12 protein-coding genes and 1 pseudogene are annotated in these 13,335 nt (G+C 61.9%); 5 read left to right on the top strand and 8 right to left on the bottom strand.

Going from position 1 to position 13,335, the window contains the following annotated elements:
* Positions 1-160 precede the first annotated feature (160 nt).
* Positions 161-2,194, bottom strand: a complete 2,034-nt coding sequence (locus D0T11_RS19545) for an LTA synthase family protein (RefSeq protein WP_119657500.1) — start codon at positions 2,192-2,194, stop codon at positions 161-163.
* A 272-nt stretch (positions 2,195-2,466) separates the two neighbouring features.
* Between D0T11_RS19545 and D0T11_RS19540 the strand changes: the two genes are divergently transcribed.
* The 4 genes from D0T11_RS19540 (at position 2,467) to D0T11_RS19525 (ending at position 7,650) form a co-directional block, all read left to right on the top strand.
* A complete protein-coding gene (locus D0T11_RS19540; RefSeq protein WP_119657499.1) occupies positions 2,467-2,826 on the top strand; it encodes a MerR family transcriptional regulator in 360 nt (119 codons plus the stop codon).
* A gap of 160 nt (positions 2,827-2,986) precedes the next feature.
* A complete protein-coding gene (gene dprA / locus D0T11_RS19535) occupies positions 2,987-4,111 on the top strand; it encodes a DNA-processing protein DprA (protein ID WP_119657498.1) in 1,125 nt (374 codons plus the stop codon).
* A gap of 102 nt (positions 4,112-4,213) precedes the next feature.
* Positions 4,214-6,724 carry a T9SS type A sorting domain-containing protein gene (locus D0T11_RS19530; protein WP_119657497.1) on the top strand — a complete coding sequence of 837 codons (2,511 nt, stop codon included), beginning with the start codon at positions 4,214-4,216 and terminating at the stop codon, positions 6,722-6,724.
* A gap of 107 nt (positions 6,725-6,831) precedes the next feature.
* Positions 6,832-7,650: an aminotransferase class IV gene (locus tag D0T11_RS19525; protein WP_119657496.1), complete on the top strand. Its 819-nt coding sequence runs from the start codon at positions 6,832-6,834 to the stop codon at positions 7,648-7,650.
* Positions 7,651-7,688: 38 nt separating this feature from the next.
* Here D0T11_RS19525 and D0T11_RS19520 read toward each other — a convergent pair whose 3' ends face one another.
* Together D0T11_RS19520 and D0T11_RS23420 are read right to left on the bottom strand one after the other, a co-directional pair.
* Positions 7,689-7,883, bottom strand: a complete 195-nt coding sequence (locus tag D0T11_RS19520) for a hypothetical protein (protein ID WP_119657495.1) — start codon at positions 7,881-7,883, stop codon at positions 7,689-7,691.
* A 112-nt stretch (positions 7,884-7,995) separates the two neighbouring features.
* Positions 7,996-8,121, bottom strand: coding sequence for a hypothetical protein (locus tag D0T11_RS23420; RefSeq protein ID WP_262682277.1), 126 nt, complete (start codon positions 8,119-8,121; stop codon positions 7,996-7,998).
* A 167-nt stretch (positions 8,122-8,288) separates the two neighbouring features.
* Between D0T11_RS23420 and D0T11_RS19515 the strand changes: the two are divergent.
* Positions 8,289-8,825 (top strand): annotated as a pseudogene (locus D0T11_RS19515) (outer membrane beta-barrel protein); the annotation flags it as partial.
* Positions 8,826-9,059: 234 nt separating this feature from the next.
* Here the strand turns inward: D0T11_RS19515 and D0T11_RS19510 are convergent.
* The 5 genes from D0T11_RS19510 to D0T11_RS19490 form a co-directional block, all read right to left on the bottom strand.
* Complete coding sequence (locus tag D0T11_RS19510; protein ID WP_119657493.1) at positions 9,060-9,854, bottom strand: thymidylate synthase; 795 nt, start codon at positions 9,852-9,854, stop codon at positions 9,060-9,062.
* 204 nt (positions 9,855-10,058) lie between these two features.
* Positions 10,059-11,234 (bottom strand): FAD-binding domain-containing protein, encoded by a 1,176-nt coding sequence (locus D0T11_RS19505; RefSeq protein ID WP_119657492.1) that lies wholly within the window; start codon positions 11,232-11,234, stop codon positions 10,059-10,061.
* 29 nt (positions 11,235-11,263) lie between these two features.
* Positions 11,264-11,560 carry a TIGR03643 family protein gene (locus tag D0T11_RS19500; protein WP_119657491.1) on the bottom strand — a complete coding sequence of 99 codons (297 nt, stop codon included), beginning with the start codon at positions 11,558-11,560 and terminating at the stop codon, positions 11,264-11,266.
* Positions 11,561-11,646: 86 nt separating this feature from the next.
* Positions 11,647-12,126 (bottom strand): SRPBCC family protein, encoded by a 480-nt coding sequence (locus D0T11_RS19495; protein ID WP_119657490.1) that lies wholly within the window; start codon positions 12,124-12,126, stop codon positions 11,647-11,649.
* A 2-nt stretch (positions 12,127-12,128) separates the two neighbouring features.
* On the bottom strand, positions 12,129-13,247 hold the full coding sequence (locus D0T11_RS19490) for a type I restriction endonuclease (RefSeq protein ID WP_119657489.1): 1,119 nt from the start codon (positions 13,245-13,247) through the stop codon (positions 12,129-12,131).
* Positions 13,248-13,335: the final 88 nt, after the last annotated feature.

Raw genomic sequence — 13,335 nt, 5'->3', positions numbered from 1 at the left:
AGGCAGCGGCCCGGCAGATCGAGAGGGGTTCAGTAGAATACGGCGGCCCAAAAAATGGCAGCCAGGAGCGCCCCGAAGGGCTTCGGGCAAAGTTAGCCTACTTCCTCTGAAGAACCCAACGCCCCGCTCCCACTGCCCCGGACGGTGGCGGCCACTCGGCCTACTTGTCCAGGTATTCCTGCACCGAGAGCTGCTCATAGGCCTGGGCCTGGGCCACGTCGGCCGCCACCACTGCCCCCTGCCGCCAGATTACCCGGCGCTGGTGGTTGTCGAACACAAACTGACGGTTGGGCGCGACGAAGCCGAACCCGTCGCTGCTGGTGGCGAAATAAGCGAACCGCGCAGCGCGGGGCCGGAAAATATCGTTGCTCCAGGGGTAGGCCTGGGTGGGCAGGTTCAGCTGGCTGAGCACCGTAGCGGCCACATCGACCTGGGAGCACACGGTGTGCACCACGGTGTCGTGCCGGGCCAGGGCACCGCCGAGCCAGAGCATGGGAATGTGGTAGTTCTGGGCTTGGTTTTGGTAGGGCAGCAGCGGCAGGCCATGATCGGCCAGAATAACGACCAGCGTATTCTCCCACCAGGGCTGGCGTTTGGCGCGGGCAATGAAGTCGCCCAGGCTTTTATCGGTGTAGTAGAGGGAATTTTTGAACCGGCTGTCGTCGTCGGTACCCGCGAATACGGTGGGCATGGGCACGTCGAAGGGCGGATGGCTGCTGATGGTGAACATGGCCCGGAAAAACGGCTGCGCACTGGCCCGGGACTGGCGGTTGATGTCGCGCAGCACGTAGTCGAATACCACGTGGTCGTGCACGCCCCACTCGGCGTTCCGCTCGTGGCGGCTGAACGCGTTTTCATCCACCACTTCCTGAAACGACGACACGTAGGAGCGCATGTTGGTGAAGTTCAGGTTGCTGCCCAGGTAGAATTTGGTGCGGTAGCCGGCCCGCTCCACATCCTGGCAGAGCACGGGCAGCTGGCGGCTTTTGCCAGGAATTTCCATGATGGACGTGGTGGGTTGGGCCGGAAACCCGCTGAGCAGGGCCACCATGCCCTTGTCGCTCTGGTCGCTGCTGGCGTACAGGTGGTCGAAGAGAATGCCTTCCCGGCACAGGGCCGCGAAGCGGGGCGTAACACCCGGCACGCCGCCCAGGGGCTCCACGCATTTGGCCGTGAAGCTTTCCCAGACGATAAACAGCACGTTGGGCCGGCTCGTGCGCAGCAACCGCGGCGGTGCAGCGGCCGCCGCCCGCTGATACAGGCTGCGCACCTGCCGGCGGGCCGTATCGGGCGCGAAGAACAGGTACGGATTCTGGCGCGCGTACGATTTGCGGCTCCAGGAGTCGCAGAAATTCCAGCCTACGTTCAGGGCCAGGTGGTTGGCGAAGGGCACGTTGCAGAAATAGGCGCTACTCTGGCGCAAGGCCCCATTTTGGGCAAAGCTGCCCCGCATGAGCAGTAGCAGAAGGGCCGCCAGCAGCAGGCCGCCGCCCAGGGGCCGCAGCACCAGCGGCGGACGGGTCCGCCAATAGGCCGCCACGAGGACCAGCGCGCCCAGCACGGCCAGGAAAGCCACCACCACAAACAGGCGCGAAAAAAACAGTGGGGCCAGCCCGGCTGCCAGTCCGGCGGCAGCCCCTGCGGCCAACGCCAGCCCCAGCAGCAGCCGGGGCAGTTCGGCGGCCGGGGGGGCCGGCGCGCCGGACCGGGCGGCCAGCGGGTGCAGCAGCCAGCGGTAGGCCAGCAGCGGGCCGAGCACCCACGCCACCAGCAAACCGCCCAAACGCAGCAGCGGCGTCGATTTGGCCGAGGCCAGCATCAGGTCGGGGGTGTTCACATACTTGAGAAAGGTGCTGTCGATGCGAAACTCCCAGGCGTTGTACAACTCCAGATCGGCCACCGACAGCAGACTGATGAGCAGCAGCAGCCCGGCCGTGTAGACCGCCAGCAGGGGCCGCACCAGGCGGCCCGGCACCAGGGCCGCGCCCGCCAGCAGCAGCGTGGGCAGCAGCGTGAGCCCGGCGGCCACCGACACATCCAGCCGCAGCCCGTGCAGGAACGCGCGGCCCAGCAGCTGCGTCGCTATCGGAGCGGTGCGGTCCAGGTGGTAAAGGAGGAAGGCGGCCCGCGAAAGGCTAAAAAAGAGCAGCCAGAAGAGCTGATACCGAACCCAGAAAGTAAGGATGTTCTTCATGGCAAACAGCTAAAGGCAGCGAATCAGAGGGAACTAATAATTAAATTAGTATAATTATTTAACAAATAAATAATATTAAGGAAACAATTCTAGCACTCCGCGTCCGGCTCGGGTTGAACCGGGCATTTCGCAATTCGTGGCCGAAGTCTTAGCTTGCGGTTGTTCCTATCCTGGGAGTGAGTCAGCGGCCGGTTACCGCTTTTCGGTGGTGGCCCGTTCGGTTCGCTTCCATTCAATTAAGCCGTGCGAAGGCAGCTTCGCCCTTTGGTGCTATGCCCTACAAAGACCGCGAAATCGAGAAGCAGTACTTCACCATCGGGGAAGTGGCCCAGCAGTTCAACGTGGCGCCTTCGCTGATCCGGTTCTGGGAAACCGAGTTCGACGAGCTGCGCCCGCGCAAAAGCAAGAAGGGCAACCGCCTCTACACGCCCCAGGACATCGATATTTTCCGCACCATTTACCACCTGGTGAAGGAGCGCGGCTACACCATCCCCGGGGCCCGCGACCTGCTCAAGCAGAAAGGCCCCCAGCTCAAGGAGAAAATCGACGTGATTCAGAGCCTGGAAAAGGTTCGCAAGTTTATGGTCACCATGAAAAAGGAACTGGACACCATCGGCAAGACCCTGGGCTGATGCACCTCCCCCCTAGCCCCCTCTCCTTCGGGAGAGGGGAAACTGGTTTTTAGTTTTTTAAGAATTATCCTTTCTATGCTCCCGGCAACTGGCTTTTGACAATCAAAGGCTGGGGGCCCCTCTTCTTTCCGGAGCGGGGCCAAGGGGGTGAGGCGACTATATGAACGACACCCTTCTCCACGAAGTAGCCCTGACGCTGTTCCCCAGCGTGGGGCCGCAGCTGACGCGGCAGCTGATGAGCTACGCCGGCTCGGCCCGCAACGCCCTGCACCTGCCGGCGGGCAAGCTGCTCAAGATTCCGGGCGTAGGACCGGCCACGGTGGGCATGCTCACGGGCAAGGCCCGCACCGAAGCCCTGCACCAGGCCGAAGCCACGTTGCGCCGGGCCGAAAAGGACGGCGTGCAGCTGCTGTTCTACACCAGCAAGCAGTTTCCGGTGCGGCTCAAGCAGCTGCCCGATGCGCCGGTGCTACTCTACTACCAGGGCACGGCCGACCTCAACCAGCCTAAAACCCTGGCCCTGGTGGGCACCCGCCAGGCCACCGACTACGGCCGCGAGCAAACCGAGCGGCTCATCAAAGGGGTGGCCGCTCACCACCCGCTCATTATCAGCGGCCTGGCCTACGGCATCGACATTGCCGCCCACCGCGCCGCTTTGCAGGAAGGGCTGGAAACGGTGGGCGTGATGGCCACCGGCCTCGACATCATGTACCCGGCCGTGCACCGCAAAACGGCCGAAAAGATGCTCACCCAGGGCGGCCTGCTCACCGAATTTCCCTTCGGCACCCCGCCCGACAAGTACAACTTTCCGCAGCGCAACCGCATTATTGCGGGCCTCGCCGATGGCACCGTGGTAGTGGAAGCGGCCAGAAAAGGCGGGGCCCTGATTACGGCCGACCTGGCCCAGGGCTACGACCGCGACGTGCTGGCCGTGCCGGGGCTCCTGGGCTCGGTGGCCTCCGAAGGCTGCCACGAGCTCATCAAAAGCAACAAAGCCGCCCTCTACTCCGAGCCCCGCGACATCGAGCAGCTCCTCAACTGGGATCTGGCCCTGCACCTGAGTGGCCGCCCCAAAGCCCCCAAAGCCTTCGACCCACTGGATTTTACGGCCGAAGAATTCGGCTTACTCGCCGTGCTGCAAGCTGCCCCGGGCCGCGAGGAGCACCTCGACGCGCTGGCCTGGAAGGCCCAGTTGCCCGTGCACCAGGTGGCCGGGTTGCTGCTGAGCCTGGAGTTTCGGGGCCTGCTGAAGGCGCTGCCCGGCAAACGATTCGCACTGGTGTAGGGTCGGGGCCGAGAAATACTGCTTATCCAGGACTGTAACCGATAAGTAGCACTAAGCGACCAGAGTAGCTTCGATTGTTTATATTTTTCTTCTCTTTCCCATATGAAAACCCTTCACCTCTATTTTAGCGCGCTAGTACTTGGCAGCGTAGCTGGCACTTCAACGGTTCAGGCGCAGGCGCTGGACTTCACCTTCGCCGCGCCCAACGTGTACGCGCCCGGCACCGTGTACTCGGTCACGGAGCAGCCCGACGGGAAGTTGCTGGCCGTCGGCAACTTCTCGCGCGTCAACGGCACGGTTGTCCCGCGCCTCGTGCGCTTCAGCGCCAACGGCACCCTCGACGCGGCCTTCAATCAGCAGGTGGGCAGTAATGCGGTGGCCTATCGTGCGCGGCTCCAAAGCAACGGGCAGTACCTGCTGGTGGGCTTCACCAATTCCGCCCTTCAGGCGGGGGGAGTTGTGCGGGCAGGTGGGTTGCTCCGGTTGAACGCCGATGGCAGTGGCGACCCCAGCTTCGACGCGGGCAGCGGCCCTGCTTTCGCCAATGGCGACTACGCGGGCCTCGATGACGTGCTGCCCCTGGCCAACGGCCAGATGCTCGCCGTTGGTTTTTTCGACCAGTTCAATGGCGTGCCGGCCAACCACCTGGTCCGCCTGAACGCCGACGGCTCGGTGGACGCAACGTTTCGGCCGGGAACCGGGGCCAACGATGAGGTGCTGACCGTAGTGCCGGTAGCCAACGGCAAGTTTCTGATTGGCGGCTACTTCGAAACGTACAACGGCTTCTCCTGCAACGGGCTGGCCCGCCTGAATGCCGACGGCTCGTTCGACACGTCCTTCGCTTCGCCGCTCCAGTTGTATTCAGGCGTCGATAACCTCACGATTCAGCCTGATGGCAAGGTGCTGGTCGTGGGTTACCTGAGTACGAACTCCGGTTCCGGCACCCCGACCCCGTTGCTGCGCTTGCTGGCAAACGGAGCCCTCGACAACAGCTTTTTCTTCCCGGGTACGCTCGCCATCGGTTCTCTCAGCAGCTACTACGGCGACGCGCTGGCGGTACAGAACGATGGTAAAATCCTGATCCGGTCCACTTTCGAGCGGCCCGTCATGCGCCTGAACGGTAACGGGACCCCGGACCTGTCGTACAATGCCGTGAATGACGCTACTTCTTCTTCCAGCTCCCTTACCCTGCTGCGCAACGGCCAACTCCTGGAAGCCGGCGCGTTCACCAGTTTCGGCGCAACCCTGGACCAACCCCTGGTCCGCCTCACGACGACGGGCAGCCTGGATGCGACCTTTCAGCCAGTCATTCAGGTATCCGGCACGGTCAATGCCTTACTCCGGCAGGCAGATGGCAAGCTGGTGGCCGGCGGCAATTTCTCGGAAGTAAACGGGCAGCAGGCCCGCCGCCTGGCGCGTTTCAACCCCGATGGCAGCCTGGACCCCACCTTCACCTACAACACCCGTAATGCCCTGAACCAGCCCGTTTACGACCTGGCCTGGCAGTCTGATGGGAGGGTGCTCGTCGCCGCCGGCCCGGATGTAGCCCGCTACCTACCCAGCGGCAGCCCGGACAACAGCTTTGCCGCTGCCCGTTTTTCTGGTCCTGTCACCCGCCTGCTCTTGCAGCCGGATGGCCGGGTGCTGGCGGGCGGCAACTTCCGCAGTTCTACCGGCACGAGCATCGTGCGCCTGACCAGCACCGGCAGTTATGACCCCACGTTTGCCCTTTCCCCAACGACGAACACCGATGGCCTGCTCACGTTCTCCCATATGGCTTTGCAGGCGGATGGCAAACTAGTAGTTGGCGGCAGGCTCAGGGCGGCTACGGGTTCCAGTTATACGGGCCTTGTACGCTACGCCACCAACGGCAGCCTGGACCCTACTTTTTCCAGCAGTAGTTTCACAACCGCCACGGGCAGCCTGTTTGCAGTACGGATTAACACGCTTACGCTACAAACCGATGGCAAAGTGCTGGTTGGTGGTAGTTTCGCCGGCTTCAATGGGGTGGGCCTAAGCAACCTGGCCCGCTTGAACCCAAACGGCTCCCTGGACACCGGGTTTTCGCCGCCCGCCAGCAATGGAACCGTGAGCAGTGTGGCCGTGCAGCCCAACAACCGCATTCTGGTGGGAGGGCTTTTTGCCTCACCCACGACACCCGCCAACCTGGCCCGCCTGCTGCCCGATGGCAGCCCCGATGCCTCGTTCGGGGCCACGGCCGTGCCCAACAGCACCGTGCGCGCCATCCTCACCCAGCCCGATGGCAGCCTGATCATCGGCGGCTCGTTTACCAGCGTGAGCGGGCAGCTGAGCATGGCCCTGGCCCGCCTGGTGGCCCCCAACGTGCTGCACGTAGCCGCCCCCGCCGCCGTGGCCGAGCGCACCACCGCCTGGCCCGTGCCCGCCCACGGCCAGCTGCACGTGGCCCTGGCCCCCACCGCCCACGCCCGGCAGCTCGAACTGCTCGACGCGCTGGGCCGCCCGGTACGCCAGCTGGCCCTGGCAAGCAGCGTACCCTTCACCCTGTCCCTGGCAGAGCTGCCCGCCGGCATCTATCTGCTGCGCGTTACCTATGCAGAGGGCACCGTTACCCGCCGCGTGCAGCTGCAATAGCGGCGGCCACCCAATCTGTACCAAGTGCTGGCGCAAGGGGTTGAACGACTTCGTTCAACCCCTTTTTTTTCTGGAACTGACGGCATTTTCCGGGTTACTTTGCCGGCATGATGCTGCTGAATGATGAGTTGTTGCCTGCGGGTAGCTTGGCGCTGCCCAACCGGGGCCTGTTTTTCAACGACGGGTTCTTCGAGACAATAATATGGGCCGACGGGCATGTGCGCTACCTGCCCCATCACCTGGCCCGGATGCGCCGCGCCGCCGTCGTCCTGGGCCTGGCGTTGCCCTTGGCGCTGGCCACGGCGGAAGCCCTGACGGCCACCGTGGCCCGGCTGGTAGCAGCCCAGCCCGGCGCCCCGGCCCAGCGGATACGCGTACAGCTTTGGCGGGCGGGCGCCGGCCTTTACGCCCCCCCCACAACGGCGGCCGAATGGCTGGCCACGGCTCAGGCCTTTGAAGCCCGGGAAACCCCTGCGGCCGCGGCAGACTTCTCCACAACCGTACGAACGGCCTTTTCTCCGGTTGCTTTTTGCAAGGGCCCTAATGCGCTGCTCTACGTGCTGGCGGCCCGGGAGCGGGAGCAGCGCGGCCTCGATGAGTTGCTGCTGCTGTCGGCCGAGGGCTACGTGGCCGAGGCCGGGGCCGCAGCCGTGGGCTGGGTCCGGGATGGGGCCGTGTACGTGCCGGCCGAAACAGCGGGCGGTGTGGCGGGTACTCGTCTGGCCCACTTGCGCAGGGTTGCCGAAAAACTGCGTATTCCCTGGTTTGAAGGCCTCTACGCGCCGGGCACACTGCTGGCAGCCGAAGCCGTGTTCACGGCTAACGTGGCCGGTATCCGGCCCGTACTGCGCGTCGGACAAAATTCGTTTGCTTCAGATCAGCACCCGGTTCTGGCAGCGTTGCGCCGGGCAGATCGGGCGGGTTGAACCAGCGGTAGCTGACTAATGGCTACCGTTCCCGTTTCTCAGGCCACAGGACCGCCAATACGGCAGCGCATCTCAAACCAGCTGTCAAAGTACCGGTGTAAGTCGTCCTCAGTCACGTTGTTCTGACGCAGCACTTCAGCGGGGTTGCGGTGGCCGGCATCCAGCGAATACAGGGCGATAAAAGCCCGATGGCGGGCACAGAGGGCCTTGGCAACAATAAAAGCGGGGACCATAACAGAAGCTATTGAGGTAGAAGTTCAACCCATGCCTCAGGTACGCAGCCGTTTATCTACTTGGATTTTGCCGCCCTTCTTGAACTTTGCCCTTTCCCAAAGTGGCAATTTTTCAGCGCCGCCGCAGCAAGTGGTGCCGCCGCAACTGGAGCCAGCTGGGGGTGTACTCGCTCAAATCGTCCTCCGTCACATTGTTCTGGACCAGCACCTGCTGACGGTCCGGAAAGTTGTTTTGCAAGGAATATAACGCAATCCAGGCGCGGTGTTCGCGCGAAAGACCGGGGGCGGAAGCGGGCGCAGATGGGGTAACACTCATGCGCCCATCTACGAGGCTTGTCCTATTCTTAGATGTATTTTTCTCAAAACGGTTTCATGCTTATGGCCTGATTTAACGAGCAAGCCCGGGTAATCCGGTATACCCGGGCCAACCTGGACCGGGTGCGGGATGTTACGCTCACGCTGACCGCGCCTACGCACCTGACCACATGGTGGAGGATGCAGCATACGGCCGTGCTTTTCCACACAAAAACGTCGTCCAACTTCGATGGAGCCACCATTGGTATCCAAGCCTGGAGCCTACTGGCGAATGGTCAGCAGATATTTACGCTACCCAAGAGCATGACGCTGGAGGTCAGCTATACCTATAACGCGCCCAGCGCCGCTCAGATTTATCGTGCCCGAGCTTCGGGTACGATAAATCTGAGCTTCCAGAAGCCGGTACTCAAGGGCAGGGGGAACGTGCAGGTAACGGCCGCCGACTTATCGAACACGTACCGGGAGGCCTTCTACAGCCAGTTCAATGGCATCGATGTGGATATCATGCAAACACGCAATGTTCAGCAGCTATCCGCCCGCTTCACGTACCGATTTGGTAAATCCACCTTCAGCCGCAAGGGCCGGGTTTCGGGCAGTGCGGAAGATGAGGGACGGGCCGTCAGGTAATATGGCCCGCGCGCACAAAGCCAGTGGGTAACTCCAGGGAAGACGCCTGGTTTCTGAAACAACCTGCCTACGCAACGGCAGAATGGTGGATAATCCGGACGGCTCAGTCTCCCGGGCGTTGCCTTCTGCTCTCATGCAGGTGCGCCCCCTACGCCCGGGATGAGGCTGAGCAGTTTTGCCGCCCCGCCCAATCTGGTAGCGGCCCAGGCTCAGCCCGCCGTTTGGCCCCACCACCTACACTGCTACCGGGGCCTTGATGGCGGGCCAAGGATTGTAATTTTCCAGGGTAAAGTCGTCGTATTGAAACGAAAAAACATCGGTTACAGCCGGGTTGAGGCGCATCTGGGGCAGCGGGCGCGGTTCGCGGGTAAGCTGGAGGCGGGCCTGCTCCAGGTGGTTGCTGTATAAATGCGTGTCGCCGCCGGTCCAGATGAATTCGCCGGGTTCCAGGCCCGTTACCTGGGCCATCATCAGGGTGAGCAGGGCGTAGGAGGCAATGTTGAAGGGCACGCCCAGAAACACGTCGGCCGAGCGCTGGTAGAGTTGGCAGCTGAGCCGGCCATCGGCCACGTAGAACTGGAACAGGGCGTGGCAGGGCGTGAGGCGCATGAGCGGCAGCTCGGCCACGTTCCAGGCACTCACCACCATGCGGCGCGAGTCGGGCTGGGTGCGCAGCAGGTGCACCATCTGGGCAATCTGGTCGATGCTCTGGCCGTCGGGCGTAGCCCAGCTGCGCCACTGCTGGCCGTAGATGGGACCCAGCTCGCCGTGCTCATCGGCCCACTCCCGCCAGATGCTCACGCCCACCGCTTCGAGCGACTGGTTGCTGGTGTCGCCGCGCAGAAACCAGAGCAATTCGTGGAGGATGCTTTTGAGGTGGACCTTTTTGGTGGTCACCAGCGGGAAGCCTTGCTGCAAATCGAACCGCATCTGGTAGCCGAACACCGAGAGCGTGCCGGTGCCGGTACGGTCAGTTTTCGGCGTGCCGTGGTCGAGGATGTGCTGGAGCAGGGTGTGGTACTGGTGCATAGGTCGAAGTAGCGAAAACGTGGGCCGAACCAGCTTCCAGGCAGTTTATCAAACTATTCCAGAAACGGTCGGGCGGCAAAACAGGAGGCCAAAAGTAGGCAATTTGCTACACGCCACGACACACATAAAATCCGTCAGTAGTCAGCAACGATACGCGAAGCTGGCGCTTGGCTTCGCTGTCCTTCGGTTCGCGCTACGGTCCTACTACCTTACCACTTGCCGGCGCAGCACCTTTTCGCACTTTTTCCAGTAGTTGAAGAAGCCGGGGAAGTAGCCGGTCACTTCCGGCACCAGCCAGGCGCGGGCGTCGTGGGTGCCGGGATAGTGCCCCGACGAGGGGTGTTGGCGGGTGTAAATGGCGGGCACCTGGGCCAGCTGTGTCAACTCAGCCACTTCGCCCACAAATACCTGCACGCCGGGAATATTATCGAGGGCCAGCTGCTGAATAAAAGCCAGCACGGTTTCGCTCACCGGGAAGCGCCGGAAGTGCGAGGGCTCCAGCACCAGCACCCGGTTAGCGGGCTCGTTGGCGCGCCACTGCGGGTCGAGGTGGTAGCTGTGGTAGAGCAGCAGCGGCAGCGCCGGATCAAGCACCGGAGCGGGCGTAACGGGCAGCGCGGTGGTGAAATCGGGCACGACGGTGGCCTGGAGCGCCGGGGGCACGGGTAGCGTAGGCAGCTCGCTATAATCCACGTCGAGGTAGGTGTGGCGCTGCTGGCTGCCGGTGTAGTGGTTGATGTTTTCCTGGTTGCAGTAGTAGGGCTTGCTGGCAAACGCGCCCGCCACCCACTGCCAGCTGCACGTGTTGCTGGCCAAATCGCCATCGAGCAAGTGGTAGTAGAGCCAGGCGGCCGGCGCCGCCCAGTACGCCCGCCCAATGTTGCAGGCCAGGCTGGCTACGTACAGGCGCAGGTGGTTGTGCAGGTAGCCGGTGGCGTAGAGGCGGCCGATGTGGGCATCGACGGCCGCAATGCCGGTGCTAACCGCGGGCAGGGCCGCCGGTAGCTGCCGGTGCGCCACGCCGGACTGGGGCTGGCGCAAGTCGGTGAACAGATCCTCCCCTTTCGCCTCCCACACCCGCTGGAAAAAGTCGCGCCAGCCCAGCTCACTGGCCAGCTTCTGCATGTCGTGGAAGGCAAAGCCCCGGGCCAGCAGGGCGTCGTAGACCTGCCGGGTGCTGATGACACCCCGACTCAGGTAGGGCGAGAGGTAGGTAAGCGCCCCGTTGAGAAAATTACGCGAGCGGCCGTAACGGCCTGGGTCGATGGCGGCCATGCGGGCCAGAATAGCCTCGTAGCGGGTCGGAAAACTGATTTCGGGGGCGGCGGCAGCTTCGGGCTGGATCTGGCCGGCGTGCAGTTTGCGCAGGTGCGTACTCATGGCAGAACGGGGAGGGCGCGGCAGCCGCGCTAGCGCTTGCTGATTTTGTTGAGGGAAATGCTGCGCTGCTGGTCGCTTTTGAAGCCGTTCACATCGGCGGGGCGCAGGGCGCGGTGCTTGGTGGCCCGGCCGGTCACCCGCGCCCGCCACATCCGGAACGAGGACGCCTTCATTTCGCGGCGCATCAGGGCAATAACATCCTTTTCGGCCAAGCCAAACTGCGCCTCAATGGCGTCGAAGGGCGTGCGGTCTTCCCAGCCCATTTCAATAACCCGGTCGATATCGGCGGCGGACAGAACGATGGGCGGGGTGGAATTTTTGGACATGGAGGGGCGGGTTGCGCCAGGGCAGCTTCGCCCGGCGCTTGTGCAACCGCCGGGTTTCGGCAGATGTTTCGGGTGGCAGGCGGCCCTTACCCGGCCGGCATCACCGTGCGCCAGGCCTCGGTTTCGGCGTACTCCTTCAGCATCCGGCCCCGTGCCACCAGAAACCGCCGCAGGTAGCGCCGGAGCACCAGCGCGTCCACGGCCTGGCCCAAGAAGCCCAGCGGCGAGGCAAACTCGAACACGTCGCGCATCAGCGTGCCCGAACCCCGGGCCTCAAAATGGTGCTCGTGCCGCATCCGCTTGAACGCGCCCCGCTGCATTTCGTCGCAGAAGTAGCGCGGGGCCTCGTATTCCGTAACCTTGCTGGTGAGCGTCTGCCAGAGGCCGAAGTGCCGGGCCCGGAACGTCACGGAGTCGCCGGGTTGCAGCACGCCGCTGCGGACGCCGGCCACGATGGTTTCGCCGGTCTGGCGGGTGGAAATGGCGTGCAGGTCTACGCTCAGGGCCAGCCGGAAGCAGCGCTCTGGTGGGGCGTTGATGAGGGTCAGGACTTCGAGGGTGGGCAAATTTAGTCTATTACCGGAGTTTCTGCTGGCTTCTTCTCATAGCGTTGTACAGCGGCCCGGATGCGCGTGGCTAACTCGTACAGTTCATCTAAAGAGCTAATGTTCACCCGCTCTCCGCCTTCTATGTCGAACACGGTTACAAACTTTTTGCTACCGTTGAAGTGCAGGCGGCAAATAGGTTTGCGGTTGTTGTCATCCAGCAGAATTCCGCAGTACGATTGCACGTCGCGCATGACTACGCGGTTTACGGACACCATTTTGCGCAGAATAGCCCGCACAATCATAAAACCCTCCGTTTCTTCCACGGTAGTTTCAATTTCCTTATCATCCAATTCTACGGCAGCGGCTAAAGTCGCGGAAGTAGCTACAGGAGCGGCGGGTATTTCAGCCACCATCATGCTACTGTTGGTTTCTACCATGGCCGACCGCAGCCGCATGGTGATTTTGTCGTTCAGAAACTGATGAAATGAACGATGCACCAAAGCACTGAACTGGTCTTTCAGCTTGGAAGTCAGGACGCCATCATAAACCTGCTTCGACACAAAATTGATAAAATCGGTCGAAGGCTGGTTGAACTGCTCATCAAAATACTTCTTGAAAGCCCGCATGTACTTCATGTTGTACGCGGCAAACAACATATCATCAATGTTGAAAGCAGGCTTGCTGAGCTTCTTAATTTCAGCAATATCATTTTCGTGGAAATTGAACAAATCAAATTCCATAAAAGGCCGCTCATCCATCTTATTTGGCTGCTCCAGATCGGTAAACAGCCTGTAAGTAGAACCGTTGGTTAGAATGGCAATGCGGGCCTCCGTGACGTGGAAGTAGCGAAATAGCTGGCTGGCGTTATTAATCGTCAGGTCACCCCCCACCCTTTTGCACTCAAAGAGAATAATGGGCTTGCCATCCCGCATGATGGCGTAGTCTATCTTCTCGCCCTTTTTCGTACCGATGTCGCAGATAAATTCCGGCACAACTTCAGTCGGGTCGAACACATTGTAACCGAGCGCATTGATGAACGGCATTATCAGCGCCGCTTTGGTTGCTTCCTCCGTCTGAATGTGGGTTAACTGCTTCTGCACCCGAGAAGCGAGATTAGTAAGTTGATCGATAAGCTCCATGAAATTATCAGAATTGTAATAGAATGGCCGAATGTATGATCTTCTGATTTAAAAGCAAAAAAGCCGCCTAGAATGGGCGGCTTTTTTG

It is taken from the genome of Hymenobacter rubripertinctus, assembly GCF_003583925.1.
GTDB classification, from domain to species: domain Bacteria; phylum Bacteroidota; class Bacteroidia; order Cytophagales; family Hymenobacteraceae; genus Hymenobacter; species Hymenobacter rubripertinctus.
Note: the sequence above shows the minus strand (reverse complement) of the source record. Positions and strands in the feature narration are given on the sequence as shown.